General features: G+C 61.0%; 28 protein-coding genes and 1 pseudogene. 15 read left to right on the top strand and 14 right to left on the bottom strand.

The features are described 5' to 3' along the window. Positions 1-50: 50 nt before the first annotated feature. On the top strand, positions 51-848 hold the full coding sequence (locus tag JFU04_RS20270; protein ID WP_201145566.1) for a DNA/RNA non-specific endonuclease: 798 nt from the start codon (positions 51-53) through the stop codon (positions 846-848). Here the strand turns inward: JFU04_RS20270 and JFU04_RS20265 are convergent. From JFU04_RS20265 to JFU04_RS20255, 3 genes are read right to left on the bottom strand one after another with little or no spacing between them, the layout of a single operon-like run. After that, positions 799-2,067, bottom strand: a complete 1,269-nt coding sequence (locus tag JFU04_RS20265; RefSeq protein WP_106803119.1) for an MFS transporter — start codon at positions 2,065-2,067, stop codon at positions 799-801. The two genes, JFU04_RS20270 and JFU04_RS20265, sit on opposite strands and share 50 nt — an antisense overlap. 4 nt (positions 2,068-2,071) lie before the next feature. After that, complete coding sequence (locus JFU04_RS20260; protein WP_201145564.1) at positions 2,072-2,638, bottom strand: isochorismatase family protein; 567 nt, start codon at positions 2,636-2,638, stop codon at positions 2,072-2,074. Positions 2,639-2,666: 28 nt separating this feature from the next. Continuing rightward, positions 2,667-3,119 (bottom strand): MarR family winged helix-turn-helix transcriptional regulator, encoded by a 453-nt coding sequence (locus tag JFU04_RS20255; protein WP_106803121.1) that lies wholly within the window; start codon positions 3,117-3,119, stop codon positions 2,667-2,669. A 942-nt stretch (positions 3,120-4,061) separates the two neighbouring features. Here JFU04_RS20255 and JFU04_RS20250 point away from each other — a divergent pair. Further along, positions 4,062-5,273 carry a YeeE/YedE family protein gene (locus JFU04_RS20250; protein ID WP_201145562.1) on the top strand — a complete coding sequence of 404 codons (1,212 nt, stop codon included), beginning with the start codon at positions 4,062-4,064 and terminating at the stop codon, positions 5,271-5,273. 1 nt (position 5,274) lies between these two features. Here JFU04_RS20250 and JFU04_RS20245 read toward each other — a convergent pair whose 3' ends face one another. Continuing rightward, positions 5,275-5,436, bottom strand: coding sequence for a DUF2986 domain-containing protein (locus JFU04_RS20245; protein WP_065904377.1), 162 nt, complete (start codon positions 5,434-5,436; stop codon positions 5,275-5,277). 280 nt (positions 5,437-5,716) lie between these two features. Beyond that, positions 5,717-6,766: an alpha/beta hydrolase family protein gene (locus JFU04_RS20240; RefSeq protein ID WP_120449246.1), complete on the bottom strand. Its 1,050-nt coding sequence runs from the start codon at positions 6,764-6,766 to the stop codon at positions 5,717-5,719. A gap of 160 nt (positions 6,767-6,926) precedes the next feature. On the opposite strand from JFU04_RS20240, the gene JFU04_RS20235 reads away from it, so the two are divergent. The 3 genes from JFU04_RS20235 to msrA all read left to right on the top strand — a co-directional run bounded on the left by JFU04_RS20235 (position 6,927) and on the right by msrA (position 8,258). Then, positions 6,927-7,229 (top strand): DUF7660 family protein, encoded by a 303-nt coding sequence (locus JFU04_RS20235; RefSeq protein ID WP_201145560.1) that lies wholly within the window; start codon positions 6,927-6,929, stop codon positions 7,227-7,229. Continuing rightward, positions 7,222-7,635 carry a hypothetical protein gene (locus tag JFU04_RS20230; protein ID WP_201145558.1) on the top strand — a complete coding sequence of 138 codons (414 nt, stop codon included), beginning with the start codon at positions 7,222-7,224 and terminating at the stop codon, positions 7,633-7,635. The genes JFU04_RS20235 and JFU04_RS20230 overlap by 8 nt, the downstream gene beginning before the upstream one ends. A 116-nt stretch (positions 7,636-7,751) precedes the next feature. Then, positions 7,752-8,258, top strand: a complete 507-nt coding sequence (msrA, locus tag JFU04_RS20225) for a peptide-methionine (S)-S-oxide reductase MsrA (RefSeq protein ID WP_201145556.1) — start codon at positions 7,752-7,754, stop codon at positions 8,256-8,258. Positions 8,259-8,306: 48 nt separating this feature from the next. On the opposite strand, the gene JFU04_RS20220 is transcribed toward msrA, so the two are convergent. Both JFU04_RS20220 and JFU04_RS20215 read right to left on the bottom strand, forming a co-directional pair. Then, positions 8,307-8,675, bottom strand: a complete 369-nt coding sequence (locus JFU04_RS20220) for a hypothetical protein (protein WP_201145554.1) — start codon at positions 8,673-8,675, stop codon at positions 8,307-8,309. A gap of 157 nt (positions 8,676-8,832) precedes the next feature. Next, entirely contained in the window at positions 8,833-9,333 is a 501-nt protein-coding gene (locus JFU04_RS20215; protein WP_201145552.1) for a septation protein IspZ, read from the bottom strand. A gap of 261 nt (positions 9,334-9,594) precedes the next feature. On the opposite strand from JFU04_RS20215, the gene JFU04_RS20210 reads away from it, so the two are divergent. The 3 genes from JFU04_RS20210 to JFU04_RS20200 all read left to right on the top strand — a co-directional run bounded on the left by JFU04_RS20210 (position 9,595) and on the right by JFU04_RS20200 (position 12,441). After that, entirely contained in the window at positions 9,595-9,906 is a 312-nt protein-coding gene (locus JFU04_RS20210; RefSeq protein ID WP_201145550.1) for a hypothetical protein, read from the top strand. Positions 9,907-10,472: 566 nt separating this feature from the next. Continuing rightward, complete coding sequence (locus JFU04_RS20205; protein WP_342389449.1) at positions 10,473-12,182, top strand: S-type pyocin domain-containing protein; 1,710 nt, start codon at positions 10,473-10,475, stop codon at positions 12,180-12,182. Between the two features lies 1 nt (position 12,183). Beyond that, positions 12,184-12,441, top strand: a complete 258-nt coding sequence (locus JFU04_RS20200) for a bacteriocin immunity protein (protein WP_201145547.1) — start codon at positions 12,184-12,186, stop codon at positions 12,439-12,441. 737 nt (positions 12,442-13,178) lie between these two features. Here the strand turns inward: JFU04_RS20200 and JFU04_RS20195 are convergent. From JFU04_RS20195 to JFU04_RS20170, 6 genes and pseudogenes are all read right to left on the bottom strand, one after another. Beyond that, a complete protein-coding gene (locus JFU04_RS20195; protein ID WP_201145545.1) occupies positions 13,179-13,511 on the bottom strand; it encodes a DUF6124 family protein in 333 nt (110 codons plus the stop codon). Between the two features lie 324 nt (positions 13,512-13,835). Further along, a complete protein-coding gene (locus tag JFU04_RS20190; protein ID WP_201145543.1) occupies positions 13,836-14,330 on the bottom strand; it encodes a hypothetical protein in 495 nt (164 codons plus the stop codon). Positions 14,331-14,550: 220 nt separating this feature from the next. Next, a pseudogene (locus JFU04_RS20185) lies at positions 14,551-15,803 on the bottom strand (flavin-containing monooxygenase). A gap of 44 nt (positions 15,804-15,847) precedes the next feature. Continuing rightward, a complete protein-coding gene (locus tag JFU04_RS20180) occupies positions 15,848-16,309 on the bottom strand; it encodes a type II 3-dehydroquinate dehydratase (protein ID WP_201145541.1) in 462 nt (153 codons plus the stop codon). A gap of 13 nt (positions 16,310-16,322) precedes the next feature. Beyond that, positions 16,323-17,303, bottom strand: coding sequence for an NAD(P)H-quinone oxidoreductase (locus JFU04_RS20175; RefSeq protein WP_201145539.1), 981 nt, complete (start codon positions 17,301-17,303; stop codon positions 16,323-16,325). Then, positions 17,300-17,722, bottom strand: coding sequence for a RidA family protein (locus tag JFU04_RS20170; protein ID WP_201145537.1), 423 nt, complete (start codon positions 17,720-17,722; stop codon positions 17,300-17,302). The genes JFU04_RS20175 and JFU04_RS20170 overlap by 4 nt, the downstream gene beginning before the upstream one ends. 182 nt (positions 17,723-17,904) lie before the next feature. Between JFU04_RS20170 and JFU04_RS20165 the strand changes: the two genes are divergently transcribed. From JFU04_RS20165 to argE, 7 genes are all read left to right on the top strand, one after another. Next, positions 17,905-18,879 carry a LysR family transcriptional regulator gene (locus JFU04_RS20165; RefSeq protein ID WP_065904400.1) on the top strand — a complete coding sequence of 325 codons (975 nt, stop codon included), beginning with the start codon at positions 17,905-17,907 and terminating at the stop codon, positions 18,877-18,879. A 311-nt stretch (positions 18,880-19,190) separates the two neighbouring features. After that, positions 19,191-20,708, top strand: coding sequence for an amino acid ABC transporter permease/ATP-binding protein (locus tag JFU04_RS20160; protein WP_106803132.1), 1,518 nt, complete (start codon positions 19,191-19,193; stop codon positions 20,706-20,708). A 27-nt stretch (positions 20,709-20,735) separates the two neighbouring features. Continuing rightward, complete coding sequence (locus JFU04_RS20155) at positions 20,736-21,608, top strand: phytanoyl-CoA dioxygenase family protein (RefSeq protein WP_201145535.1); 873 nt, start codon at positions 20,736-20,738, stop codon at positions 21,606-21,608. A gap of 29 nt (positions 21,609-21,637) precedes the next feature. After that, entirely contained in the window at positions 21,638-22,468 is an 831-nt protein-coding gene (locus tag JFU04_RS20150) for an ABC transporter substrate-binding protein (RefSeq protein WP_065904498.1), read from the top strand. A gap of 50 nt (positions 22,469-22,518) precedes the next feature. Further along, positions 22,519-23,250, top strand: coding sequence for a class II aldolase and adducin N-terminal domain-containing protein (locus JFU04_RS20145; RefSeq protein ID WP_106803133.1), 732 nt, complete (start codon positions 22,519-22,521; stop codon positions 23,248-23,250). Positions 23,251-23,260: 10 nt separating this feature from the next. Beyond that, complete coding sequence (locus JFU04_RS20140) at positions 23,261-23,935, top strand: DUF1028 domain-containing protein (protein WP_106803134.1); 675 nt, start codon at positions 23,261-23,263, stop codon at positions 23,933-23,935. Beyond that, positions 23,932-25,083 carry an acetylornithine deacetylase gene (gene argE / locus JFU04_RS20135; protein WP_201145532.1) on the top strand — a complete coding sequence of 384 codons (1,152 nt, stop codon included), beginning with the start codon at positions 23,932-23,934 and terminating at the stop codon, positions 25,081-25,083. The genes JFU04_RS20140 and argE overlap by 4 nt, the downstream gene beginning before the upstream one ends. 628 nt (positions 25,084-25,711) lie before the next feature. On the opposite strand, the gene JFU04_RS20130 is transcribed toward argE, so the two are convergent. Then, positions 25,712-26,956, bottom strand: coding sequence for an acyl-CoA dehydrogenase family protein (locus JFU04_RS20130; protein ID WP_201145531.1), 1,245 nt, complete (start codon positions 26,954-26,956; stop codon positions 25,712-25,714). Between the last annotated feature and the right edge of the window lie 43 nt (positions 26,957-26,999).

The raw sequence follows: 26,999 nt of genomic DNA, 5'->3' as shown, positions 1-26,999 counted from the left end.
GGCTCCGCGCGCCGGAGCCTGCCGCTTTATTCCCTTTCGAAGATTTACCCATGCACCTACGCAATATTGCAGTCGGGCTGTCTGCCCTGTTTTTGTTCTCCACCACCGTTGATGCCCGCACCCCCGCAACCCCTTACACGCCTTCGGAACAACGCGCCTCGTTTGACGGATGCGCTGAACTTTTCCCGGCGAAAAATCCGATCAACACGGCGACTGTCCCGGCGGCGATGAAACCGCTGGCGCTGTGTTCGGACACCTTTGCGGTGCTGTACTCGCAAACCAGCAAGACCCCTCTGGTGGTGGTCGAGCGCCTCAACGCCGCGCAATTGCAGGAGGCCAAGGGCGAGGAACGCACCAACCAGTTCTACCCCGATCCGCGTATTCCCAAAGGTGGCCGTGCGGAGTTGAGCGACTACCGCAGCCAGCACCCGGCCGTCGACCGTGGCCACCAGGCGCCAGCCGCCGACGCGCCGAATGCGCACGCCATGGCGCAATCCTTCGCGCTGTCGAACATGGTCCCGCAGGACCCGACCAACAACCGCAAGATCTGGAGCAAGGTCGAAGCCGACGTGCGCAAATTCGCCAAGCGCGCCGGCGGCGATGTGTATGTGTTCACCGGTCCACTGTTCGACCCAGGCTACGGCACCATCGGCGACAACCGGGTGTGGGTGCCGACGCGCCTGTTCAAGCTGGTGTATGACGCTTCCAGCCAGCGTGCCTGGGCCTACGTACTGCCCAACACCGAAACCCGCATCCAGAAACCGATGGACTACGACACGTTCGTGAAGAGCACCGGGCTCAAGTTGTTGGGGAATCTCCCGGTGTCGGGCTCGGTGGGGCGGACGTAATCGACGCGGGCCGATCCAGCTGGCGCTTGATCGTGTAGACCGCCACCCCCACCGCCAGGATGCCTGACACCGCGCCGACCACCAGCGCCCAGCGCGGCCCCAGGTGGTCGGCGACCCAGCCGACAATGGGCGCGCCGATGGGCGTGCCGCCCAGGGCCACGCCGACGCGCAGGGCGATCACGCGGCCGCGCATCGCCGGTTCGGTGGTGAGTTGCATCAGGCTGTTGGTGGTGTTGCTGAAGGTCATCGCCCCCACGCCGATGATCACCAGCGCGACCGCGAACAACCAGTAGTTCGGCGCCAGGGCCGCCAGGGTGCAGCCCACGCCGAAGATCGCGGCGCCATTGAGCAGGGACTTGAACTGCGGCCTTTCGCGACCGGCGGCCAGCAGTGCGCCGGCGATGGTGCCGATGGCCAGGGTCGAGGTCAGCAGGCCGTAGCCGCGTGCATCGGTATGAAACGCGGTCACGGCCATGGTCGAGATGAAAATCGGGAAATTCATGCCGAAGGTGCCGATCAGAAACAGCATCAGCAGGATCGCCTTCAAGTCCGGCCGCGCCCACACATAGCGCAGGCCTTCGGTGAGGCTGCCTTTGGTGCGCAAGGCTCGCACCTTGGCGTGCTGCCCCGACACCCGCAGGAAGAACAGCGAGGCCAGCACCGCAAAAAAACTGCTGCCATTGAGCAGGAACGCCCAGCCGGTGCCCACCGACGCGATGGTCAGGCCGGCCACCGCCGGGCCGATCATGCGTGCCATATTGAACGAGGTGGAATTAAGCGCGATGGCGTTGGACAAATCCTTCTCGCCCACCAGCTCCGCGACGAAAATCTGCCGCACGGGCGCATCGAACGCCGAGGCGCAGCCGGACAGGAACGCAAATACGTACACGTGCCACAGCTCGACAAACCCGGTGATGGTGAACACCCCCAGCGTCAGCGCCAGCAGGCCCATCACCGCCTGGGTGACGATCAGCAGCTTGCGCTGGTCGTAGTGGTCGGCGGCAAACCCGGTCCATGGCAGCAACAACAACTGCGGGCCGAACTGCAGCGACATGACGATGCCGACAGCGGCGGCGTTGTGCGGGGTGAGCTGGGTGAGCACCAGCCAGTCCTGGGCGGTGCGCTGCATCCAGGTGCCGATGTTGGAGACCAGCGCACCGGCGGCCCAGATGCGGTAGTTGGGGCTGCGCAGGGAGCGGAAGGTGCCGAGGAAACTCATGGCGTTATTCGTTCCCCCGGGTGTCGAGCAGATCAATGATGGCCTGCGTGGTGCCCGACTCGCCCAGGCGCGGGAACACGTGCTGGAGGCTATAGGCGTGGGCCTCGGGGTTGGCATCGGTCATTGCATCGATGGCGAGCGTCACGTTGAAACCCAACTCATAGGCCTGGCGCGCGGTGGCTTCGACCCCGGTGCCGGTGGCCACGCCGGTGACCACGACCTGCGTAACGCCGAGGGCCTTGAGCCGGGCCTCGAGGTCGGTGTTGGCGAACGCGCCCCAGCTGCGTTTGGTCACTCGCAGGTCAGTGGGTTGTGGGTTGAGTTCGGGGATCAGCTCGGCCCAGTCGGGCGGCAAGGCTTCGCTGCGCCGTGGTCGCTCGGTGCGTCCCGGCGCAAAGCCTGTGACGTTGACCAGCACCACCGGCAAATCGCGCGCGCGGAAGGCATCGAGCAGTGTGCGCGAGCGCTGCACCACCTCGCCGATCGGGTGCATGAAGGGATAGCCGATGATGCCGTGTTGCAGGTCCACGATGATCAGTGCGGTTGTTGCATCCAGCGAGGTGACAGCCATGCTATTTCCTCAAGCGGGTAGGGGAGAGTCAAAAGTCGGCGAGGCGCTCCAGCAGTTTCACCGCGGCGGCGAGTTCGTCTTGTTCCTGGGGCGACAGTTGTTCCTGCAGCGCGCGCAGCAGCCAATCGTCTTTGGCCGCGCGGTTTTCGCTCAGGTGTTTGCGAAAGCTCGGCGTGAGGCTGATCAGCGTCTGCCGGCCGTCGCTTGGGTCCGGCTTGCCGCTCACGGCCTGCATCACTTCCAGCCCGGCCACGGTGATGCGCATCGACTGCGGCTTGACGCTTTCGGCGCGGGCGAGGGCAGAAACTGTGCTCGGGCCATCGCGATCCAGGCGCAGCAGCACGGACTTTTGCGCGGTGGTGAAATCATCAGGATGGGTTTGCTCGCGCAGGCGGCGGATCAGCTTGCCCAGGGAGATACGCAGCTCGGCGGCCAGGGTGGCGGCGGAATGCGATGAGGGGGTGGAGAGTGGTTTAGTCATGCTGAAACCGTAGCATGGGTACAGGAAAACTGTACAGTTTAGCTGTATTAAATTTTTTTCATGTGGGCGGGGAGGGCGAGCAGTTTCTCTGTGGGGAATGGATTTGTGGTGGCGAGCAAGCTTCCTGTGGTGAGCGGGCTTGCCCCGCGTTGGGCTGCGTAGCGGCCCCAAAGCCATCCACTGAGTAGCACCTGATGCACCGCATTCTGCTGGATTGGGGCTGCTGCGCAGCCCAACGCGGGGCAAGCCCGCTCACCACAAGGGATGATCGCTTGCCACAAAAGGTCGGCTGGGGACGGGAAGTCGGGCAGGCACAGCACGGCCACCTTGATAATCCAATGTGTCCTGTGCGTACGCCCCCAGTTAAATTTTTTCTTGTGGGGCGCGGACCGGTTAGCAGTGTCTTTGTGGCGAATGGATTCATTGTGGCGAGCGAGCTTCCTGTGGTGAGCGGGCTTGCCCCGCGTTGGGCTGCGTAGCGGCCCCAAAGCCATCCCCTGAGTAGTTCCTGACACACCGCATTCTGCTGGATTGGGGCTGCTGCGCAGCCCAACGCGGGGCAAGCCCACTCACCACGAAGGATGACCGCTTGCCACAGAGGGTCGGCTTGGAACTCTTGGTTCCAGGGCATGATCAGTTACCTCCTGATCATGCGTATTAGCCTGTAAACCATGTCCCCGGTTAGAAATGTAAACGATGTCCCCGGTTTGTACCCGGGGCAAGCCCGCTCGCCACGAAGGATGACCACTCACCACAAAAGATGAGCACTCATCACAACAAGCCTGCTCACCACCAAAGATGACCACTCACCACAACAAGCCCGCTCACCACAGAAGACGATCGCTCCTCACAAAAAAGTCTGTCAGGCACAACGCGCCCCCCGCGTGCCCTGGGTTTATACTCGTCCCCCTCGCATTCAACCCCTTCACACCGAGATACCCCATGAGCAGTTCTCTTCCTATCGCCCCAGCGCGCACGCCTGTTGCGCCGTTGGTGGCTTTTATCATCCTGGTGCTTGGCGCCCTGTTCCTGCAAAACAGCGTGGGCTCGCGCCAGGTGCTGTTGCTGGTGGTCGGCGCGGCGCTGGGCCTGACCCTCTACCACGCCGCCTTTGGTTTCACCTCGGCCTGGCGGGTGTTCATCAATGATCGGCGCGGCGCCGGCCTGCGTGCGCAAATGGTGATGCTTGCGGTGGCGGTGCTGCTGTTCTTCCCGGCGCTGGGGGCGGGCACGTTGTTCGGGCAGCCGGTGGTCGGGCTGGTAGCACCGGCGGGCGTTTCCGTGGTGTTCGGTGCGTTTATTTTCGGGATCGGCATGCAGTTGGGCGGCGGGTGTGCGTCCGGCACGCTGTTCACCGTGGGCGGCGGGAATGCGCGCATGCTGGTGACGCTGTTCTTCTTCATTTGTGGCTCGTTGATCGCCACGCACCATGTCGATTGGTGGTTTGCACTGCCGGCGTTCCCGGCCGTGTCCATCGTCAAGAGCTTCGGCGTGGTGCCGGCCTTGATCCTCAGCCTGGCCGTGTTCGGCCTGATTGCAGCTGTCACCGTGCGCTTGGAAAAACGCCGTCATGGCCAACTCGAAGCCGGCGTGACCAGCGAGCACCAGGGCCTGCGCCGTTTCCTGCGCGGGCCGTGGCCATTGGTGTGGGGCGCGATTGGCCTGGCGCTGCTCAACTACGCGACCCTGGCACTGGCCGGGCGGCCGTGGGGGATTACCTCGGCGTTCGCATTGTGGGGCGCCAAGGTGGCAAGCGGATTGGGCGTGGATGTGGCCAGCTGGGCGTTCTGGCAGATGCCGGGCAACGCCAAGGCGCTGGCCGCGCCGGTGTGGGAAGACATCACCAGCGTCATGGACATCGGCATTGTCCTCGGTGCGCTGCTGGCTGCCGGCCTGGCCGGGCGTTTTGCCCCCAGCCTGAAAATCCCGGCGCGCTCGCTGGTCGCGGCAGTGATCGGCGGCCTGCTGCTCGGCTACGGCTCGCGCCTGGCCTACGGCTGCAACATCGGCGCGTACTTCAGCGGCATCGCCTCAGGCAGCCTGCATGGCTGGGTGTGGCTGGTGGCGGCGTTTATCGGCAATAGCGTGGGCGTGCGCCTGCGGCCGTTTTTCTTTGCCGGCGAGCGGCCGCAGGTGGCGTTGAGCGGTTGCTGAGTCACGCCTCGGGGGAAAGGCTGGGCTCTTGGGCCGCTTCGGCCGCCAGCTTTTCCCGATCCGCCTTGCTGATATAGCGGTCCTTGCTTTTCGGCGCCAATTTGGCGCTGGCCTTCTTGGCCTTGGCCTTGAACAGCTGCTGGAGTTTTTTCTGGCGATTCATCGGTTTTTACCTGGTGGATACAGGCCGCGATGATACCAGTTTAAAAATCGCCAGCCGCTGCCTGGGTCGCTTTTTAGCGCCGATCCGTGCATTGAATCACCGTGTCTTTCGCCAATAATCGGGCCCTGAATCCCCGACTATTGAACGCCACAGGGAAGACACGATGAGCCTCCACACCCCGCACCAAACGCTTGGCCTGCCTCATCGCCGACCTTCCATTTGGCAGCTATCAGCAAATACTCCGATCAAACATGCAGCGCATTTGATGCAATTAGTTTTTTCAGAGGCTTTTTTGCGGCGCTGTACGTCCCAAGAACTCACTGATCAACGCCACCACCTGCTGCTGAATCTGCGCCCGAGGTCGTGCGCCCTCGCCGTCGCGGCAAATCATGCCATCCCCCGGGGAATCCTCTTCAATCAACGCCATGCCGCCCGGCTTGCAGATCGTCATGAAGCTAAAGTGCGTGGCGTCGCCGATTTCCACGTACTGCGTGGATGCTTTTGGCAGGCGCTTGACCATGTCGGCGGATTCCAGATTGGGATCCATATCCTCTGACGGCACGCCCCCCGCGATCACCAGCGCCGGCACCGGCAGCGCGGCCAGGCTGGCGTCGGTCAGGCCGCGTGACAGGCCCAGGTCCAAGGACACAATGGCGCTGACGCGAGTGTCGCTCAAGTCCGCCGCCAGTTGGGCTTTGCCGGCAGGCGTACCGGCGGGGTTCATCTGCTGGTAGCCAATGCAACCACCGAGCTTGGGGTGTGCGCTGCAGTCGCGGCTGAACAGGTCGGGGTCGAAGCGTGCGCCGGCGATTTCCAGCACGGTCCAGCCGCCGAGGGAATGGCCCACAGCGGCAATCCGCGTCTTTGCCACCGCGCCAAACTGCGTCGGTTGAGCCAGCACCGCGTCGATAGCGCGGCTCAGGTCGGCCGGGCGTTGCCACAACTGCGCGGCGGCCTGCGGGCTGCGGTCCTTGCTGGTGGTGCCAGGGTGGTTGACCGCCGCCACGATGAAGCCCCGATGCGCCAACGCACTCGCCAGCCATACCTGATTGAGCCAGTTGCCACCGTACCCGTGGGACAGCACCACCAGCGGATGCTCACCGGCAGCGGGCGGCGCGTCGGGGACGGCGAGCGCGCCGACGAACACCGCGTTGTCGGCGATCAGCTCAGGTGTGGCCGAGGTGCTGGCGGGGTACCACACGACCAGCTCGAGTGGGCGAGTGTTTTTCGCATCCGCCAGGGTGGCAGTCCGCAAGCCCACAGGGCTTTCGGCAGCCACGGCAGGAGTGGCCAAGCACAGCAGGAACAGGGCGCGCAGTGCAGTTTTCATTGTTGTTATCGTCCTTGATTCGGGTGGCGCATCATTACCTGAAACCTGCCGCAATGCATCCCCGGCCGGCCACAAAAAAGCGGCCAACACCGCCGACGTTGACCGTTGACGATGCCGTGCGGCAGCATGCGTCGACTCGTTACGCCTTGCCTGGAGACCTATGCCTAGCTCTGTGGACCTTCATGAGTTGTTGGCGCACGTCAGCGATGAACCGTCGTTCATCCGCTTTGTTGAGGCGCTCGGTACCGATTTCGCCCATGAACGCGAGATCGAAAAGACCTCGCCTTCATCACCCTATGGGCCCGGTGCGCTAGGTTGGGAAAACGGCTCTATTGATGCGTTTTTCGAGGCGGCAACCGCATGGGCAGAGGCCAGCGCCGGGCTTGCCCAAACGCAAGCAACGGCACCCAATGTGTGGCAACGCTGCGCGGCGATTTTATTCGCCGGCAAATTTTATGAGTGAGCCCCGTACACCCCCTCGCCGCCGCGGTGTATTACCGGAGACCGAACTCAACAGGCTCTTGGCACAAGCCGAAGCCAGCGGCTTGACCCTGGATGACCTGGCCGACCCATGCGAGAAAATCGGCGTGACACCGCAAGCGCTGTTGAACACCCTGTCCATCAGCGTCGCCGAGCGCTATCTCCAGGGCACTTTGACCTATGCGTTCTGCGACGGCGTGCTCAACGGGCTCATCGACGCCATCGTTGACGTGGGCATGTCCCGTGACCTGCCGCAGCCTGCGTTTTCGCTGTATCAGGCGTTCGATCAGGGCGAGTGGCGGCGCAGCGACGACCCACCCGAAACGGACCCCGGTGAGAAATATGTGAAACCGTTGGTCTTGCAGATAATGCGCAAGCTTCGGCATTAGTGGTTGTCTGTCAGTGCCAGGCGCGCGGGCTGATTCGGGCAATCCACCGTTCAACTTGCTATTGGCCAACCCAGCCCCATAACTATCCCTGTATCCATTGAGCGGAAGGACAGACCATGACCAACCCAACCGAAACCGCCATCCTTGCCGGCGGCTGCTTCTGGGGCATGCAAGACCTGTTGCGACGCTACCCCGGCGTGCTGCAGACACGCGTCGGCTACACCGGCGGCGACGTGCCGAACGCCACCTACCGCAACCACGGTAACCATGCCGAAGCGATTGAAATCGTGTTTGACCCGGCGGTAATCAGTTACCGGCAGATCCTGGAATTCTTTTTCCAGATCCACGACCCGAGCACGCCTAACCGGCAGGGCAATGACCTCGGCCCGAGCTATCGGTCGGCGATTTATTACCTGAGCGAGCAGCAGCGCGATATTGCGGAAGATACGGCGGCGGATGTAGACGCATCGAAGCTGTGGCCGGGAAGGGTGGTGACAGAGATCGAGCCAGCAGGCCCGTTTTGGCAGGCAGAGCCGGAGCATCAGGATTACCTGGAGCGGATTCCCAACGGCTACACCTGCCACTTCATTCGACCGAATTGGAAGCTGCCGAAGCGAGGCTGAGAGGGCGTCGCGGCAGAGAAGCCCGAGCGGAGCCTGATTCAGGGGCCGCTAGGTGGCTTCTTTCTGGACCGCGAACACCCAGCGCCCCAGTGGCCGAAAATACACCCAATCAAAAACATCAAACAACACCCAACTGCGGGTCTTTACCGAAAAAGCCTGAACCTGAGGGCTCGGGGAAATACTGATGCCCTGACTGACGGAGAAAACGCCCTCAGGCACATCCCCACTGCGAGACGGTTTCCTGTCGTCAAGGAGGCCGACTTGCAACGTGCCGACCACATTCGCCAGTGTCAGCGCTAAGACTTCACCGGTTGCAACACGGCCGACAACCGCGCCGTTAAAGAGCACCAGCAGCGGGACGCGTCGTCCATGGGCGCTATCAAAAAAACCACGCTTGCGACAAATCGTAATGTCCATAGGCCGTTCTCGACTGAGTCATCACATCAAGTTTCTTTCGTTTCCACCGCCAACTATCCCGCTCACCGGGGAAGTGAATGTTGAAAAGCGTAGCCGAGAACGGGCCAAGCGCAGGTATCAAAAATAGGCGCAGGGATTCGGGGTCAGGCCCTGAAGCTTATGGCCACTTAGGTGCAGCATTTGTTGGTGATGACTCTTCTGCGTGTGCCGCGATCGTTTCAGCGGTGGAAGGCGTTTGCGCCCAACCCAGCACAAAGATGCCAAAGGCAAACAGCAACGGGGCGCCATAGACTTTGTAGTACACCCAAACCTCAAACGGAGCGAAGAGTGCGAACAGGGCATTCAAGAGTGCCAGGGCAATCAGTAGCAATGACAACTGAAGCACATAGGTCCGCCAGTGAGCCTGTGTGCGCTTCAACCGCGCACCGAACACGGCCTGCAGCACATTGACGCGACCTCCGAGTTCCAGGACGGCGATCAACAGCGCAAACAAACCGAGCGTGAACGGCGGCCCGAACCGCAGAAAATCCCGGCTGGCAAGCAATTCAGCACCAATCGTGAACCCCAGCGCCAGGCTGAATACTACGGAGTAGATGAAATACGCCAGGTAGGTGCGCCATAGGAGGCTGAGGGCTAGGGAGAAGCGTTGTTTTATCATGCTGCCTACGTCCTTGTGGTTGGGGAGGGCGGCATTCTAATGTTTTGGGTGTCTGTTTGGTGTTGTCGATTGGGTTTAGGGTGAAAGGAATCATGCATTGCGGGCTTTCTGCTACCAGGGCGGCTAGGGGCGATGTTGCTTGCTTGTGACTGGCTGCTTTCGGCCAAAAGCAGACGTTCGCCCGCATATTTTACGATGTCCTGCCGTTCTAATTGGCGTTGCCTCAGAATATCGGTCCACTAGCGGCTGGATGGAACCATCATGCGCATCGTCACAGATTCCCGGCCAAACGAAATCCTCAGGCTGGAGGATCTCCTAGAGGGCTACAACTATACTGTCTGGATAAATACCTACGGGCCTTTTGACTTGGACCGGACACTTGAAGAGCAACTGGCCCGCTCCGTAAGCAAAAACGCCATCGTGAGTAACCAGACTAACGTGTCTGCAAGCAAAGCACGTCGCGAAGCATTAGAACTACTTTTGCACCCAGGTGATGAAGCCTACGGCCCGATAGACCTGGCTGCAAAACGCTCAGAAATCCTAGCGCTGGCCAAGCCCTGTTTACTTCTGTGAATCTCGACAAAGCCAAAGCCATCACTTCATTCTGGCTTGTTAAGGGCCATCCGGCTTATCCGGTGTACTCGGGTTTTTCCTTCGATATCCAAGCCCATGGAAAGCGATGGATTCTGATGGGCAGCAGCAGTGACTGAGGTGGAGGCCTGGCCTTCAAAGTCCGCTCAGGGTCGGGAGCTGCCGTTCGCGAGTGACAGCTATCGACCCAAAGCTGACGGTTGCGACAGGCAGAAATCGGCCAGAGGTGGATGCTTGCGAAATATGGGTTCGAATGCCCAGAGCCAACCGACGGCACTCCAAATTTTCTGCTTCAAACCTCAGGGGTTTCATTAGGCGAGATCACATTGCCATCCCAGCCAGTTCTACAGATGCATAAAATGCATTTATGCAAAAATATACATTGACGCAAAATATGTATGTATATACAGTATTTTTTGCTCGCCCACGTCATGCTTCGCGATAACCTTAGGCGGGCGAAGTACACGAAGCAGCGAAGGCTGGAAGCCTTCACAAATAGGAATACTGTCGATGAATGGATCAGACGACTTAACCAAAAGGAAATGGTAATGACAATAGAACTCGGAGAATCCAGAGTAACAGCCCCGGCCTTGATAGAGGCGTTTAACTTCAATCTTAGAAGCGATAATCAGCCACTGAACTTCTTCCCTCCCGCTACTCGGATGGACCTCCAAAGACGGGATGTAATAAATGCATTCACAAGCAAGTTTCAAAAAGAAATCGATGCCGCGCATGCTGAAAACATGCAGAAAATCGACAGTGACATAAAAAAGGATGTAGAGAGTGAGGGAGGCTCTAATGAGCCAATGGATGCCATAACTCCAGAATCAACCGTAACAAAAGAACATGTCATTCATGTAAAATTATACTACAATTCTAAAGCAGAAGAAAAAAACCAAGCGGACAAAGCAGCGTCGCTGAAAGTCGGCCCGGACCTTAAACCGTATTATTCTGTTTCTGATGTATTTCCGGATAATAAGTACCAAGATGCAGCAGTCCGAAAGCAACGGCTTATTGATTGGGCTTTAGGCTATGAAGCCCTTCGGCTCGCTCAGGTCTATGCAGAAACAGCCAGGCGTTTAAAAGTGGCAGCAGATGCATTGGCTGTTATTCAGGCCGAACAAGCACGCCTAACCGCCGCACATGAAGCTGTTCGGAACGCCAATACGTTCCGTGCACCGGGCCCTGCATCTGCTGCCGGCTCGCTGTTTATGACTTCAGCCGGAACCGTAACGGTAGTTGAAGCCGCAGCGCTCACTCTACAAGCGGCTATTCGTGCAGCCATTAGCGCTTTGGGCGGAGTTGTTGCGAGTGTTGGGGCAGGCCTTGTTGTTGGGGTCTCAGCGCTGTTTTACTCGTCAAAGCTGGCGAATGGCGAACTGTCGGAGCGTTATGCTTTCAGTACCCCAGTATCGGACCTGATTCCTGACCTTCAGCAAGATCTGAATAGCGTTGTTGCCATGGGTGGCACCGTTGATTTGGCTTACCGCATTAGCTCAAAAACTGCTGCAGATGGGCAGTCAGAGGTCTTTGTAGTCAAGACTGATGGCGTGACGGTTCCGTCAAAGGTCAGGGTAGTGGCGGCTCGTTATGATGCGGCACAGAAAGTCTATACCGCTACGACAGCGGATGTACCTCCACGGACTCTAACCTGGACGCCTATTGTCAGCCCAGGGAATAATTCAACGACTTCGCCTACTGAACAGCCTGTGCCAACAGTTTACACTGGCGCTACAGTGACTCCGGTGGAAGGCCGCATTGACGCCTTTCCTGCAGTTTCAGAAGCGAGTTTTGATGATTTTATTACGGTCTTTCCGGCGGATTCAGGTCTGCCACCGATCTATACGATGTTCCGGGATCGGCGAGAGGATGCAGGTGTTGCAACAGGTTTTGGCCAGCCTGTGTCGGGGAACTGGTTGGGCGCTGCATCACAAGTTGAAGGGGCTCCAATTCCGTCACAGATTGCGGACCAATTGCGAGGGAAAGAGTTTAAAAACTTCAGGAAATTTCGAGAGGCGTTTTGGAAGTCTGTCGCTAATGACTCCGAACTATCAAAGCAATTTATCAGCAACAATATTTCTGAAATGAAGAACGGACGAGCTCCGTTTGTTCGAAAGGGAGATCGGGTTGGTGGTCAGGTGAAGTTTGAACTTCATCATGCCACTTATGTATCCAAAGGAGGCGCAGTTTTTGATATTGATAATATTCGGGTGGTTACCCCAAAGCAGCACAGCTCAATACATCTAGAGGGTAAGTAATATGAGCATTAAAAAAATAGAAGAGTACACAGAGTCTGAGTTTTTACTATTTGTTAAAAAAATTTGTGATTCTGAGTACGCCACCGAGAAAGACCAAGTTGATGCGGTTTTAGAGTTTGAGGTATTGACAGAGCATCCAGACGGATCTGACTTAATTTATTATCCTCCATCGAATGCGGAGAGTACGCCTGAAGTCATAACAAAAAAAGTTAAAGAGTGGCGCGCAGCGAACGGTAAGCCTGGATTTAGAGCTACTTAAGCTCGATTGCTTCTGGTGATGCCCTTGCCGTGAGCTTCGGTGAGGGTATTTTATTTTTCGAACATTGTAGGAGGTAACTGGGAGGTTCCCTGGTAAATTCAGTTGAAAGGACATATGTGGCGTAGGTGGGAAGTGGATTCAGGTATATAGGTGTCAACTGCGGAAGTTCGCTGCCGAGCCGCTAGTAACCTAAGATTGAACGACAGCTCCTGGCCGATTACTGCCTGTCGTGTAGAGCAGCAATTGGCCGAACCCCGACGTCAACACAGCTAAAATCGCTGACCCTTCCTTCTCCTCAGCCCGGAACTCAATGAGCAGACTCCCAACACTACTCACGCAAGCCCGATCAGCCCTTTCCATCCAGCAGCAAATCCCACATGAAAAATGGGCAGCGATCGCGTCGCAATGCGGGCCGGCGGAAATTGCGGAGATCGAGAGACGCATCGAATCCCTCAGGGCCGAGTTGGAAACGGTCGAGGCGTGGGATGGTGATACGAGGGATGACATCCACTTCGCGATCTACCAGTTTCTCAGTTACTGAGAATGGCGGGTGGTGCGCCCTGATCATTCACGGGCGGGGGGAGGGATCGCAAGTCGTCGGGCATGACTGACGGCTCGGCCAATACATGCCTTGTCTGTTCATGCCTTTCAGAAAGCCGCTCAGTCGCACAATCGCCGATTCGTCATGTAGCAATCACGACGACTCGGCGATTTTTTTGGGTACTAAAACTGAACGCTTAACCGCCTGCTACAGCCGACTCCCGCTCCATCAGCCTGTCCATCAACAACACCCCCAACTCACTCAACTGGTGAATCGCCAGGACCACATCTCGCTGTTTACCGGTCAAGTCCTCTGACAGGTCGAGCAGCAACGCGGTTACTGAGGAGAAGGTTTCGTAGCTGTTGGTGATCAGGGTTTCGTTGCTGGCGTTGGCGGCGACGGTGAATAGGCCGAGGGTGGCCACAGATGGGGCAGTTTTTGGATTGAGGTAGTGATCGATTGCACGGTGCGCAGCCTGGTTAAATTTCAGGTCCGGCTCGTTCGGAGGGTTGGGCGTGACTTTGAACATGTGTGTTGTACCTGATTAGGGCCAACACCTTTTCGCTACTAAACGAGAGGGTGGCGGCTGTACGCAGGTTAGTAGACCGGGGAAACACACAAAGCCGGCGCGCCCGAGGGCGCCCTGCGTACAGCCACCATCAAGCACAGACAAGAACATCTGATTGATGAGGCTCATGCACTTTATGTTGTCACGCGGGCTACTAAACCCGATCACTGAGTTGTCAGCGACCGAACCACCTTAGAGACGCCCACTCAAGCGCACAAGCCGGCGGATTCTGACGTAACTGTAGGCAATGGAGCAAGCCGCTGAAGCCTGCTGTAGGACATGTCCTCACTGCGCGTCGGGTGTATCAGTGAGGGGCAAAGCCGACAGTGCTTTGAGTTTGTTGGCGGGGCCGGTGAAGCGCGTTTTACCGTTCAGGGTCGTCACTGTGATTCTTTCCGAATCGCAGCGATGCAACAGCGTGAACATGGGTTTTTTGGGGCCGTAGACACCTGGCTGTCGCTCGGAATACTTCAAGCTGAGCATGGCGTTTTGCAGCGCGATGGGGCTGAGGGGGGCGGCGAAGGTCCACTCCGACAGGGCGGCCTCGCGGTACATATTGAACGCCATGCCGATGGATGCGCCGAAGGTGCCGCTGTAGAGGAGGGCGCTCTTGAAGGTGTCGGTGATGCCGACGCGGTGTGCGACGAACAGCACCAGTGCCATCACGACAAAAAACAGCAGGAGTGTTTCCAGCAGTGCCAAGGCCTTGTAGGGGTCAACCGTCAGTTGGTCTTTGAGCGTGAGTCGGGTGATGGGTGTGTCGGTGTTGAGCAGTTTCAAGCGTTACCCCTCCTGGGTGGTGTTGTCCTGATCGAGTAGGGGGCGCAGTTTACGCAAAGTGGGGGGCTGGGGGCGTGAGATTTTTATTGTGTGTGCGGGCGTCTTCGCAGCCTCGCTGGGGCTCGACAGCTCCTACAGGGGAGCGGCGGTGGTTGTGGGGAGTGTGGTTTTTCGGCGCGTCCCAGGGGCGCGCCGAGGTGTGTGAAAGTAGTTGGCCGCCTCACTCGGGTTTCTTGTAGGACTTGTAGTCGTTTTGCAGCACGATGTGGTCGGCGACGTATTTCGCGTCATGCCACACCCCGTAGATGAACGATGACGCACGGTTGACCAGGTTGGGCAGGCCCAGGAAGTAGATGCCGCTTTCCGCCGAGATCCCACGTTTGTGGAAGGGCTCGCCTTTTTCGTCGAACGCATCGACCTTCAGCCAGCTGAAATCGAACCTGAAACCGGTGGCCCAGAGGATGGTGGTGATGCCGGCCTTCGCCAGATCCAGGCTGAGGATGGGGTTCACCAAGCACTCAGGGTCGGGCAGCAGTTCCCAGGCTTCAGGCTCCAGGGGGAACGGCAATCCGTTCGCCTCGATGTAGGCATCCGCGTCGCGCAGTACATCGAAGTAGGCGCGGTCGCCTTCGGCCACGTTTTCGGCGAGCCCAGGTTGAAAGGTCATGACGCCGTCCTGCCAATCCTGGGTGACGCCGACCAACTGAATGCCTTGGTGCGCGAGGCGGCGGAAGTCGACGGTCTTGCCGCCTTCGTAGCCACTGACGGCAAAGGCCACGTGCTTTTTCTTCGGCTGGATTTTGACTTCGTCCCACAAACCCAACGCACCCAGCCACCAGCAATAGTCGCGGCTGCGGTAGGCGCGCGGCGGGCGGTAATGTTCGCCGACCGAGAGGTATACGGTTTTGCCGGCCTTTTGCAGTTCTTCGGCGATTTGCGAACCGGAGGCGCCAGCGCCGACCACCAGTACGCCACCTTCGGGCAGTTGGCCGGGGTTCTTGTAGGTGGAGGAGTGCAGTTGGTGAATCGGTGCGCTGGCAGGCACGATGTTGGGGATAGAGGGGCGCTGGAACGGGCCGGTGGCGGCGACCACGTTGGCGGCTTCAAACACGCCGGCCGAGGTGGTGACTTTGAAGCCGGGGCGGCCGATGTGGCGTTCCACTTGCTGGACTTCTACACCGGTGCGCACGGGAGCCCGCAGCTTATCCACGTAGGCTTCGAAGTAGTCGGCCATGCGCTCCTTGGGCGGGAAGGCTTCGGGGAGAGGCCTTCGAAGGTGAGGCCGGGGAAGCGGTCGTGCCAGGCGGGGCCGTTGGCGACGAGAGAATCCCAGCGCTCGGAGCGCCAGCGTTCGGCGACGCGGTGGCGTTCGAGGACGATGTGGGGGACGCCCATGAGGGACAGGTGTTCGCTCATGGCGACGCCGGCCTGGCCTGCGCCGACGACCAGGGTGTTGATGGTTTCTACTGACATGGGCGGTTCCTGGGAGGTAAGAGGTGTGTAGGCATCACCGAGTTTCAGCTGTGGGCGCTGATGGTGGTTTCTTGTAGCAATGCCGCCACGGCGGTGAGTGCCAGTTCGTAACCGAGTGCGCCCAGCCCTGCGATCACGCCGGTGGCGGCTTTGGAGACGTAGGAGTGGTGCCGGAAGCTCTCGCGCTTCCAGAGGTTGCTCATGTGCGCTTCGATGATCGGGCCGTCGAAGGCCAGCAGCGCGTCAAGGATCGGCACCGAGCTGTAGCTGAGCCCGGCGGCGTTGATCACCACGGCGTCGGCATCAAGGCGTGCCGCTTGAATCCAGTCCACCAGCACGCCTTCGTGGTTGCTCTGGCGAAAGTCCAGGCTCAGGCCCAGCTCGGCAGCGTGGCGTTCGCAGCGCGCCTGGATGCTGGCGAAGCTCTCGCGGCCGTAGGTGCCGTTTTTATCCAGCCCGTAGAGGTTGGCGTTGGGCCCATTGAGGAAAAACACGCGGTGGGTCATGAAGGGCTCCAGGTTATTCAGCGACGGTGAGCACGACTTTGCCGACATTGGCGTTGGCTTCCAGCAGGCGGTGCGCCTCGGCGGCTTGAGCCAGCGGCACGCGCGCGTGGATCTGCGGGCGCACCACGCCGGCCGCCAGCCACGGCAACAAGCGTGAGCGGATGCACACCGCCAGGCGGGCTTTTTCGGCGTGGCTTTTCGGGCGCAGGGTGGAGGACGTCAGGCTGAGGTTCTTGCGCATCAGCACCTGCAAATCCAAGTCGATATGGGCGCCTTGCAGGAACGACAAACTCACGTGCCGCCCGCCCATGGCCATGGCCGCGAGGTTGCGCGCCACATAGGGCCCGCCGACGTTATCCAGCACCACGTCGACCCCACGGCCGTCGGTGCAGTCGTGCACCGCCTCGACGAAGTCTTCAAGGTGGCGGTCAACCGCGCGCCACACGCCGAGCGTTTGCAGCATCGCGACCTTGTGCGGGCCGCCGGCCGTGGCGATCACCCGCGCACCGGCGGCATGCGCGCACTGCACGGCGAAGCTGCCGACACCGCTGGCGGCGCCGTGGATCAGCACACTGTCGCCGCTGCGCAAGCGCCCCAGTTCAAACAGGTTGTGCCACACGGCAAAGGCCGCTTCCGGCACCCCGGCGGCATCGAGCAGCGACAACCCCGCAGGCACCGGCAAGCAGTGCGCCGCGTGGGCCACGCAGTACTCGGCGTAGCCGCCGCCGTTGAGCAAGGCCATCACGCGATCGCCGATCGCGAACTCATCCACGCCACTGCCTACCGCGACCACGATGCCTGCCGCCTCGAGGCCCAGCACATCGGTGACGCCTGCCGGAATCGGCGCGCCGCTGCGTTGCATCAGGTCGGGACGATTGACCCCGGCAGCCGTGACGCGAATCAGCACTTCACCGGCTTGTACATCCGGCAGCGGGCGCTCGACGGACTGCAGCACCTGCGGTCCGCCGGGCTCGCGGGCGATCACCGCTTTCATACGGTCCAGTCGTCCGGCACGACGGCGATCACGTCGATTTCCATCAACCATTCCGGCTGGCCCAACCCGGAAATCACCAGCCCGGTGGAAATCGGGAACACGCCTTTGAGCCACTTGCCGACCTCCTGGTACACCGGCTCGCGATAGCGCGGGTCGATCAAATAGGTGGTGGTCTTGACGATATGCGAGAGGTCGGAGCCTGCCTCCTCCAGCAGTTGCTTGACGTTTCTCATCGCCTGCTCGGCCTGGGCACGCGGGTCGCCGAGGCCGACCAGGTTGCCGTCGAAATCGGTGCCGATCTGGCCGCGCACATAAATGGTGTTGCCGGCGCGGACCGCCTGGCACAGGTCGTTGTCCAGGGCCTGGTTGGGGTAGGTCTGCCGGGTGTTGAACATGCGGATGCGGGTGTGGGTAGGCATAACGGCAACTCGTGGGAAGCGGGATGAATCCAGCTTCACACCGCCCCGGTTCCGGCGAAACCAGCATTTGCGCGGGGTAGTGCTTAGGAAAAACCGAAGCCTGTGCCCCTCATCGGTTCGTGGCGGACCCGGCACGAACCCTGCAACGCTGCCCATACAGTCATTGTTGAGGGGCAGGCGTAATGCTCAGTCGTATTACTCAGCGTCAACTGGAGTATTTCGTCGCGTCGGGAGAGGCGGGCAGCATCAGTGCTGCAGCTGAACGCATTCACGTGTCGTCGCCGTCGATCTCGGCGGCGATCACCCATATGGAGGCCGAACTGGGCATCCAACTGTTTGTCCGGCATCACGCCCAGGGCATTTCGCTGACGGCGGTGGGGCGCCTGGTGATGCAGGAGGCCAAGCTGATCCTGGAGCAGATGACCAACCTCTACACCATCGCCTCGGAGTCATTGAACACGGTGCGCGGGCCGTTGCGGGTGGGCTGCCTGGAGTCGCTGGCACCGATGATCACGCCGGAACTGGTGTTTGGTTTTGGCCGCGCGTTTCCCGGCGTGCGCCTGACCCAGGCCGAAGGCAACCATGAGGAATTGCTGGAAAAACTGCGCAGCGGCGAGCTGGACATCGCCCTGACCTATGACCTGGTGACCAGCCCGGATATCGATTTCCAACCCCTGGCGCAGCTGCCGCCGTATGTGATGGTCGGTGAGTATCACCCGCTGGCGAGCTTGCCGGCCGTGAGCATGCAGGACCTTGAGGCGTACCCGGTGGTGCTGCTGGATACGCCGTGGAGCCGCGACTATTTCCTCAGCCTGTTTATCCAGGCGGGCACCACGCCGAACATCATCATGCGCTCCACCAACCTCGAAACGGTGCGCGCCATGGTCGGCAACGGGATCGGCTATTCCTTCGCGAATGCGCGGCCAAAATCCAATATGTCCCAGGACGGCAAGCGCGTGATCCGCCTGCGCCTGGCCGGTGCACACCGGCCGATGCGGCTGGGCTATGCCACGGCCAGCAACACCCAGCTGTCGCGCGTGGTGTCGGCGTTTGCCGAGCGCTGCCGCATGTTTGTCTCCGACCAATACATCCCCGGCATGGCCCCGCCGAGCTTTTTTGACCCACACGCGGTGCGGGTGCTGAGTGGTGTGAGCTGAGGTTGCACCAAAAGGTCGCGTGTGCCGCGCCCTGCATTCAGGCGTGCACCGTTTTGGCCAGTGCCTGGGCAGCGCGCACCTGCAGGCGCTGGCTTGCCCGGGAGGGCGCTGCGCAGCTGTCCATTCATTGACTGACAGATCGCTATCGCCGGCAAGCCGGCGCCTACAGCTGATCTGGGGGGCTTGCGGGGCTGCATAGGCTCTGCCTACCCAGTGCCCCGGCTTTTACGAATTGACCCTGACCACCTCCCGCCACGACTCTCATCCCATCGATGCAGATCAACTTCTTTTTTTTGCAGGGCACAGCGACGATGACATTCGACTGGAATTACATGTTTGGTTTGCTGGGCGATGCCGAGTTCTGGCGCGCGACGTGGACGGTGATCAAGCTGAGTACCCTGACGTGGGTCTTGAGTATCGCACTGGGCTTTCTGCTGGCGCTGGCCAAGCAATCCCGGCACCCGTTGTTGAGTGTTCCCGCGCGTGGCTATATCTGGCTGTTCCGCAGCCTGCCGCTGCTGGTGCTGCTGATCTTCATCTACAACCTGCCCCAGGCGTTGCCGGGCACCTCGGCGATTCTGGCCGATCCGTTCTGGTCCGGCCTGCTGGCGCTGGTGATCTGCGAAACCGCGTATGTGGCCGAGATCCATCGCGGCGGTTTGCTCTCGATTCCCAAGGGCCAGGGCGAAGCGGCGCGGGCGCTGGGCTTGAGGTTTTTCGGCACGCAATGGCGCGTGGTCATCCCGCAGGCGCTGCGGGTGGCGTTGCCGTCGCTGGCCAACGAATACATCTCCATCGTCAAGCTCACCTCACTGGTGTCGGTGATCTCGTTGACCGAAATCCTGATGGTCGGCCAGCGCCTGTATTCGCAGAACTTCCTGGTGATCGAGACCATGGCGGCGGTGGCGTTCTTCTATGTGTTTATCGTCACGGTGTTCGACTTCCTGCTCAAACGCCTGGAGCGTTTTCTCGACGTCAACCAACGCAATGTCTCCCGCGTGCCGGATGCGGCGGTGCTGGCCCTGGCCACGCAGCAACGCGTCGCCTTGCAACGCCCGGCCAGCACCGGCGCCGCCGCGCTGCAAGCCACGCGGTTGCACAAGGCCTATAACGACATCGAGGTGCTGGGCTCGGTCAACCTGCAGATCCAGCCGGGTGAAGTGGTGTCGGTGATCGGGCCGTCCGGCTCCGGCAAGACCACGCTGATCCGCCTGCTCAACGGCCTCGAGCAACTGGACAACGGCGAGATCCAGATCAATGGCCAGCCGTTCATTCACTTGAACAAAGTCGGCGCGCAGAAACCCCAGTACATCGAGCACGCCGAGCATCGCCTGAACATCGGCATGGTGTTCCAGAGCTTCAACCTGTTCCCGCATTTGAGCGTGCTCGACAACCTGCTGATGGCGCCCAAATACCACCGCCTGGGCGCGACCTCCGAACTCAAGCAGCAGGCCTACGCGCTGCTGCACAAGGTCGGCATGCTCGATCACGCCTGGAAGTACCCGCACCAGTTGTCCGGTGGCCAGCAGCAACGCGTGGCCATCGCCCGCGCCTTGATGATGCGCCCGCAGATCATGCTGTTCGACGAGCCCACCTCGGCGCTCGACCCGGAAAAAGTCAACGAAGTGCTGCAGGTCATCGAGGCCCTGGCCGAGGAGGGCATCACCATGGTGATCGTCACCCACGAGATGAATTTCGCCTTCAAGGTCTCCGACCGCATCGTGTTCATGGAGAAGGGGCGCGTGGTCTGCGACGACACGCCCGATGCCTTGCGCAGCGGCCATAACCCACGCGTGGAGGCGTTCCTCAAGGACGTCTCGCTGGCGTGATCTCTTTAACGTTCAGGAAACACTAAAATGATCGAGCAAGCACACATCGAACAATTCCAGCGCGACGGCTTCCTGGTGGTAGAAGGCGTGCTGTCGGCGGATGAAGTGGCCGCGCTGCAGCATGACTTCGACCAGTGGGTAGAAGAGAGCCGCAGCCATGACCAGGGCTGGGGCGCCACCGTGGATGGCCGCGCGCGGTTCGACCTGGAGGGCGACCACCGCGCGGATCATCCCTCGCTGCGCCGGGTGAGTTCGCCTACCGAGATTTCCCCGGTGTACGAGCGCGTGGCGTTGCACTCGCGGATGGCAGCGATTTCCGCGCAGCTGGTCGGCGCCAGTGGTGCGCGGTTTCACCACAGCAAGATCAACTCGAAGCTGCCGCACACCGCGACCCAGGTGAAGTGGCACCAGGACTTTCTGTTCACGCCGCACAGCAATGACGACATCGTCACGGCCTTGCTGATGGTCAGCGAAGTGACCCCGCAGAACGGCCCGCTGAATGTGATCCCCGGCAGCCACAAAGGCCCGCTGTGGTCGCACTGGCAGAACCAGCGTTTCACCGGTTCGGTGGACGACGCGGTGGTTGGAGAGCACTGCCAGCAACCGGTCGCCTGCTACGGCCCGGCCGGTTCCGTGTGCTTTATGCACACGCGGCTGTTGCATGCGTCGAGCCCTAACGAGACCGAGGTGCCGCGCACGCTGTTCATCAGTGTCTACGCCGCTGAAGACGCGCTGCCATTCGGCGAAAACCCATTGCCCAGCGTTCATGCCGGCCTGCTCGTGGCCGGTGCCGAAAGTGGCCTGGTGCGCTCCACCAGCAACCACATGCGCTTGCCGCAGAAGCCTCGCGGCGCGTCGTTCTTCGTGCAACAGGCCGGACAAGATACCGCCACTGCCTAACCACCCCCAAGACCTTGCAGGTAATGACCATGACAGCGTTTCGTAAAAGTGTTCGCCCCCTTGCCGTGTGCCTGTTGGGTGCTGCGGTTGCGATGACTTCGTTGGCGGCTTCGGCCTTCCAGAAAGACGGCACGATTGTCGCCGGCTCCGACGTCACGTTCTTTCCCTATGAATACATGGACAACAATAAGCCGGCGGGCTTCGATATCGAGTTCATGGACGGCCTGGGCAAGGTCATGGGTCGCAAGGTCGAGACCCTCGACACACGCTTTCCCAACTTGATCACCGGCCTGCAGGCCGGGCGTTTCGATGTGACCAACTCGTCGATGTACATCACGGCGGAGCGGGTCAAGGTCATCGACATGATCCCTTACCTGAAGAGCGGCGAGTCGATCCTGACCCTCAAGGACAGTGCCTTCCAGCCCAAGACCCCGGAAGAGTTCTGCGGCCACAAGATCGGCTCCATGGGCGCCACCTCGTGGCTGGCGCAGATGAACAAACTGTCGACGGAGTACTGCGTGGCCAAGGGCTTGAAGCCGATCCAGATCAGCGAATACAGCACCGACCCGCAGACCACCCAGGCCCTGCTGGCGCATGCGGTTGAAGCGCAGATCACCGACGCCGCCGTGGCCCGTGGGGTGATCGACAAGTTGGGCAACCGCGTGGTGATTTCGTCCGACACCTTGATCTACCCGGTGCTCAACGGCTTTGGTGTGAAGAAGGGCAATGACACGGTCAAGCAGGCCTTGCTCGACGGCCTGGCAAAATACCGCGCCACGCCTGAGTACGCGGCCTTGCTGAAGAAGTACAACTTCGAAGCACCGACCGATGCCGACCTCGCGGCGCTGATGCCCAAGTAACCCAATCACGCGGCCGCCGCTGTGCGGCCGCGTCCTGCGGAGACCGATTCATGGCGTTATCCCACGAAGAACAGACGCGCATCGACCTGGCGGCGACCTTTCGCATCATCGCCCACCTGGGCATGCACGAGGCGGTGGCCAACCACTTCAGCGCTGCCGTGTCGGCCGATGGCAAACAGTTTTTGCTCAACCCTAAGTGGAAGCACTTCTCGCGTATCCGTGCCAGTGACCTGTTGCTGCTGAACGCTGATGACAGCGCCTGTGCCGATCACCCGAACGTGGACGCCACCGCCTGGTCGATCCACGGGCAGATCCACCGGCTGTTGCCACAAACCCGCGCGGTGCTGCATTTGCACCCGGTGTACACCACGGCCGTGGCGTGCCTGGCCACGCCGCACATCCCGCCGATCGACCAGAACACCGCGCGTTATTTCAACCGCGTGGCGGTGGATGAACTCTACGGCGGCATGGCCGACACCGAGGCCGAAGGCGCTCGCCTGGCCGGGCTGCTCGACGGCAAGCGCCGCCTGCTGATGGGCAACCACGGCGTGATGGTGACGGCGACGTCCATCGGCGAGGCCTTCGATGATATCTGGACCCTGGAGCGTGCCTGCCAGATCCTCGTGACGGCCTGGTCCACCGGGCAGCCGTTGCGGGTGCTATCCGATGACGTGGCGGAGAAAACCGCGCGCGGTTGGGAAGGGATTGTGGATTTCTCGGTCCGGCATTTTGAAGAAATGAAGCAGTTGATGATCGACGCCGACCCTTCGGTACTCGATTGAGGAGCACGCCATGACTTTTTCCGTTGTCGCCCGGTGTGCCGAGACCGGCCAGTTGGGTATTGCGATCAGCTCTTCGAGCATTGCCGTGGGTGCCCGTTGCCCCTGGCTGCGTCCAGGCGTTGGCGCGGTGGCGTCGCAGAACATCACGCTGCCGAGCCTGGGGCCGCAACTGCTGGATTTGCTCGAGCAGGGCCTGGCACCGAGTGAGGCGCTGGCGACCTTGGTGGAACAGGATCACAGCCAATATCGTCAGGTCACCGTGATTGATAGCCAGGGGCGCACCGCGCATTTCAGCGGGGCGCAGACCCTCGGGATTCATCACGCGCTGAACGGCGAGCAGTGCGTAGCGGCGGGCAATATGTTGGCCGACACCGGGGTGATTGCGGCGATGGTGCGCGCGTTCGAGATGGCCACGGGGCCGCTCGCCGAGCGCTTGTTGGCGGCGATGCAGGCCGGCCAGGCCGAAGGCGGTGAAGCGGGGCCAGTGCATTCGGCGGCGTTGGTGGTGGTCGACGACTTGCTGTGGCCGATCGTCAACCTGCGCGTCGACTGGGCCGACGAGGACCCGATCGGCGCGCTCGACCAACTCTGGCAAGCCTATCGCCCGCAACTGCAGGCCTACATCGACCGCGCCCTCAACCCGCAAATCGCACCGGGCTATGCCGTGCCGGGAGATGAGCGTTGAACACAAGCCGCGACCTGCTGGCGCAACTGGTGCGCTTTGATACCACCAGCCGCGAATCCAACCTGGCGTTGATCGACTTTGTGCGTACCTATCTGCAGGACCACGGCGTGGCCTGCGAGCTGGTCTACAACGCGCACAAGAGCAAGGCCAACCTGCTGGCGACCATCGGCCCGGCCGAGGTGCCTGGCGTGGTGTTGTCCGGGCATACCGACGTGGTGCCGGTGGACGGGCAGCGCTGGACGGTGGCGCCGTTTGAACTGACGGAAAAACACGGCCGGTTGTACGGGCGCGGCACTGCCGATATGAAGGGCTATATCGCCTGCGTACTGGCCTGTGTGCCGGCGCTGGTGAAGGCTCCGTTGCGCATGCCGGTGCATATCGCGCTGTCGTACGACGAAGAGGTGGGCTGCCTGGGTGTGCGCGCGTTGATCGAGCGGTTCCATGGGCAGGCGGTCAAGCCGTTGCTGTGCGTGATCGGCGAACCTACCGAGCTCAAGCCGGTGGTCGGCCACAAAGGCAAGCTGGCAGTGCGCTGCGAAGTGCACGGCGCGGCCTGCCATTCGGCGTATGCACCGTCGGGTGTGAATGCCATCGAATATGCCGCGCAACTGATCAGCGAGCTGGTGCGACTCGGTGAAACGCTCAAGGCGCCGACGTTGCTCGACGAGCGTTTTGATCCGCCGTTTTCCACGGTGCAGACCGGCGTGATCGGCGGCGGCAAGGCGCTGAATATCGTCCCGCAAAACTGCACGTTCGACTTTGAAGTGCGCTCGCTGCCGGTCCAGGATCCCCGGCAGGTGGCGCAGCAACTGCGTGATTACGCCGAGCACACCTTGCTGCCGGCGATGCAGGCAGTGAGCGCGCACTGCGCGATTGAGTTCAGTGAATTGTCCAGCTACCCAGGGTTGGCCACCTCGCCGCAAAGCCAGGCAGCGGAATGGGTCGCGCAGTTTTGCGGCTCCCGGGAGTACGGCACCGTGGCCTTCGGGACTGAAGGCGGGCTGTTTGACCAGGCTGGCATCCCGACAGTGGTATGCGGCCCCGGCAGCATGGAGCAGGGGCATAAGCCGGATGAATTCATCAGCCTGGAACAGCTGAATGCCTGCGACCGAATGCTGGAACGGGTGCTCGCGTTCGTGAGCCGATAAATCCCTCTCAAGCCATGTGCTCATCAAACTGTGGGAGCAGGCAAGCCCGCTCCCACAGAGGCTTCAATGCATGGCTCAGTCCCCCAGGCATATGGAGCTCCCACAGAGGCCTCAAGGCATGGCTCAGCCCCCCAAGTCTATGGAGATCAAATGTGGGAGCTGGCTTGCCTGCGAAGGCGCTGTGTCAGTCGACGAATTAGTTAACTGACCCACCGCCTTCGCGAGCAAGCCCGCTCCCACAGGGGCCTCAAGGCATGGCTCAGGCCCCCGGACATATGGAGATCAACTGTGGGAGCTGGCTTGCCTGCGAAGGCGCTGTGTCAGTCGACGAATTGGTTAACTGCCCCACCGCCATCGCGGGCAAGCCCGCTCCCACAGGGGGCTCAAGGCATGGCTCAGGCCCCCAAGCATATGGAGCTCCCACAGAGGCCTCAAGGCATGGCTCAGCCCCCCAAGTCTATGGAGATCAAATGTGGGAGCTGGCTTGCCTGCGAAGGCGGTGTGTCAGTCGACGAATTAGTTAACTGACCCACCGCCTTCGCGAGCAAGCCCGCTCCCACAGAGGCCCCAAGGTATAGCTCAAGCCCCCAAGCATATGGAGATCAAATGTGGAAGCTGGCTGGTGATTTCACCCAGCCCCGGCCACGCCCACTCGCCACTGCGCCGGGGGCAGGGTTCCGTTTACCAGGTAATTTCCCACGATCCGCGATTTGTAGACGCGCGGGTTGTGGTTGGCCAATGTGCGCGCGTTGCGCCATAGCCGGTCCAGTGCCTTGTTGCTGGCGGTGGCGCTGGCGCCCAGGGCGTCGAATAGCGCGGTGGTCGCTGCGAGTGTGGCATCCACCACCGGGTTGACGGCCAGGCACACTTCCAGCTCGGCGAGTGCCACCTGTGGGTCGTCGTCATGCACGGGCTGGTCGTGGGCAATCACATACTGCGCGGTGTGTTCCAGGCGCTGCGCCGCCTGTTGGGCGATGGCCTGGGCGGCGTAGGCCTGGCTGGCGACTTCGCCGATCACTTGCAGCAATTGCACATCCTGGCCGGCGACATCGGCATTGCCCGTGGTGAAAGTGCGGGCGCGTTGGCTGAGTTCTTCGGCGCCACTCAAGGCCGCGCGGCGGGCGATGCCGGCGAGGGTGCTGAGGTGATAAAGCTGGAAAAACGATTGCCCATGGCCAAAGCGCTGTTGGGTGGGACGCGCCTCATTGTCCAGCACCGGCGCGCTGTCGAAGATGCAGGTGCCGCTGGCGGTGAGGCGTTGGCCGAAGCCGTTCCAGTCATCGACGACCTGCACGCCGGCAGCCTTGAGATCGACAACCACGCTGTAGGTCGTGCCGTCTTCGCCGGTTGCAATCGTGTTGATCAAGTCACTGTAGAGCGCGCCCGTGGTGTAGAACTTGCGGCCGCTGATGCGCAAGGTACCGCTTGCGTCGCGGTGCAGTCGGGTTTCGAAATCACCACGGGTCTGGTTGCCGACTTCGGTGCTGCCGGGAGAGAGCAACGCGCCCTCGCCGAGACGGTCGAGCCACTTGGCGCGCCAGGCGGGGTCTTTGGCGCTGAGTACATCTTCGCAAAAACCAAAATGCCCCCGCAGGGCCTGGGTGATGTTGGAGTCGGCGGCAGACAGTTCGGTGAGCACGGCGAGCAGCTCAACCAGGGTCGCGCCGTGACCGCCATGGCTTGGCGGCAGGCGCCAGCGCGGCAGGCCCAGGGCGGTGAGTTGCTGGATCACACCGGCCAGGCTGGCACGCGTCTGATCGTGCTCGGCCGCCTGCGCGAGGATGTGAGCGAAGAGTGGGCGCAACGGTGCGGCCAATTGTTCGTAGCGGGCAGACGGCGGTGCGCCCCAGATAGGCAAGGCAGAATTGGACATGGGTTGACCTGGCGGTGCCTGCGCGTGGACGCGTCGGGCTGGA

It is taken from the genome of Pseudomonas sp. TH21 (assembly GCF_016651025.1).
GTDB classification, from domain to species: Bacteria; Pseudomonadota; Gammaproteobacteria; order Pseudomonadales; family Pseudomonadaceae; genus Aquipseudomonas; species Aquipseudomonas aylmerensis.
The sequence above is the reverse complement of the archived record's forward strand: the minus strand, read 5'-3'. Positions and strand labels throughout refer to the sequence as shown.

What these genes read in the sequence shown, in the direction of transcription:
- JFU04_RS20255 (WP_106803121.1), bottom strand. Translation starts at nt 3,119, where the DNA reads ATGACTAAACCACTCTCCACCCCCTCATCGCATTCCGCCGCCACCCTG.
- JFU04_RS20260 (WP_201145564.1), bottom strand. Translation starts at nt 2,638, where the DNA reads ATGGCTGTCACCTCGCTGGATGCAACAACCGCACTGATCATCGTGGAC.
- JFU04_RS20195 (WP_201145545.1), bottom strand. Translation starts at nt 13,511, where the DNA reads ATGTTCAAAGTCACGCCCAACCCTCCGAACGAGCCGGACCTGAAATTT.
- JFU04_RS20155 (WP_201145535.1), top strand. Translation starts at nt 20,736, where the DNA reads ATGATCGAGCAAGCACACATCGAACAATTCCAGCGCGACGGCTTCCTG.
- JFU04_RS20150 (WP_065904498.1), top strand. Translation starts at nt 21,638, where the DNA reads ATGACAGCGTTTCGTAAAAGTGTTCGCCCCCTTGCCGTGTGCCTGTTG.
- JFU04_RS20215 (WP_201145552.1), bottom strand. Translation starts at nt 9,333, where the DNA reads ATGATAAAACAACGCTTCTCCCTAGCCCTCAGCCTCCTATGGCGCACC.
- msrA (WP_201145556.1), top strand. Translation starts at nt 7,752, where the DNA reads ATGACCAACCCAACCGAAACCGCCATCCTTGCCGGCGGCTGCTTCTGG.
- JFU04_RS20250 (WP_201145562.1), top strand. Translation starts at nt 4,062, where the DNA reads ATGAGCAGTTCTCTTCCTATCGCCCCAGCGCGCACGCCTGTTGCGCCG.
- JFU04_RS20235 (WP_201145560.1), top strand. Translation starts at nt 6,927, where the DNA reads ATGCCTAGCTCTGTGGACCTTCATGAGTTGTTGGCGCACGTCAGCGAT.
- JFU04_RS20240 (WP_120449246.1), bottom strand. Translation starts at nt 6,766, where the DNA reads ATGAAAACTGCACTGCGCGCCCTGTTCCTGCTGTGCTTGGCCACTCCT.
- JFU04_RS20265 (WP_106803119.1), bottom strand. Translation starts at nt 2,067, where the DNA reads ATGAGTTTCCTCGGCACCTTCCGCTCCCTGCGCAGCCCCAACTACCGC.
- JFU04_RS20170 (WP_201145537.1), bottom strand. Translation starts at nt 17,722, where the DNA reads ATGCCTACCCACACCCGCATCCGCATGTTCAACACCCGGCAGACCTAC.
- JFU04_RS20245 (WP_065904377.1), bottom strand. Translation starts at nt 5,436, where the DNA reads ATGAATCGCCAGAAAAAACTCCAGCAGCTGTTCAAGGCCAAGGCCAAG.
- JFU04_RS20205 (WP_342389449.1), top strand. Translation starts at nt 10,473, where the DNA reads ATGACAATAGAACTCGGAGAATCCAGAGTAACAGCCCCGGCCTTGATA.
- JFU04_RS20270 (WP_201145566.1), top strand. Translation starts at nt 51, where the DNA reads ATGCACCTACGCAATATTGCAGTCGGGCTGTCTGCCCTGTTTTTGTTC.
- JFU04_RS20165 (WP_065904400.1), top strand. Translation starts at nt 17,905, where the DNA reads ATGCTCAGTCGTATTACTCAGCGTCAACTGGAGTATTTCGTCGCGTCG.
- JFU04_RS20180 (WP_201145541.1), bottom strand. Translation starts at nt 16,309, where the DNA reads ATGACCCACCGCGTGTTTTTCCTCAATGGGCCCAACGCCAACCTCTAC.
- JFU04_RS20145 (WP_106803133.1), top strand. Translation starts at nt 22,519, where the DNA reads ATGGCGTTATCCCACGAAGAACAGACGCGCATCGACCTGGCGGCGACC.
- JFU04_RS20160 (WP_106803132.1), top strand. Translation starts at nt 19,191, where the DNA reads ATGACATTCGACTGGAATTACATGTTTGGTTTGCTGGGCGATGCCGAG.
- JFU04_RS20220 (WP_201145554.1), bottom strand. Translation starts at nt 8,675, where the DNA reads ATGGACATTACGATTTGTCGCAAGCGTGGTTTTTTTGATAGCGCCCAT.
- JFU04_RS20210 (WP_201145550.1), top strand. Translation starts at nt 9,595, where the DNA reads ATGCGCATCGTCACAGATTCCCGGCCAAACGAAATCCTCAGGCTGGAG.
- JFU04_RS20230 (WP_201145558.1), top strand. Translation starts at nt 7,222, where the DNA reads ATGAGTGAGCCCCGTACACCCCCTCGCCGCCGCGGTGTATTACCGGAG.
- JFU04_RS20175 (WP_201145539.1), bottom strand. Translation starts at nt 17,303, where the DNA reads ATGAAAGCGGTGATCGCCCGCGAGCCCGGCGGACCGCAGGTGCTGCAG.
- JFU04_RS20130 (WP_201145531.1), bottom strand. Translation starts at nt 26,956, where the DNA reads ATGTCCAATTCTGCCTTGCCTATCTGGGGCGCACCGCCGTCTGCCCGC.
- JFU04_RS20200 (WP_201145547.1), top strand. Translation starts at nt 12,184, where the DNA reads ATGAGCATTAAAAAAATAGAAGAGTACACAGAGTCTGAGTTTTTACTA.
- JFU04_RS20140 (WP_106803134.1), top strand. Translation starts at nt 23,261, where the DNA reads ATGACTTTTTCCGTTGTCGCCCGGTGTGCCGAGACCGGCCAGTTGGGT.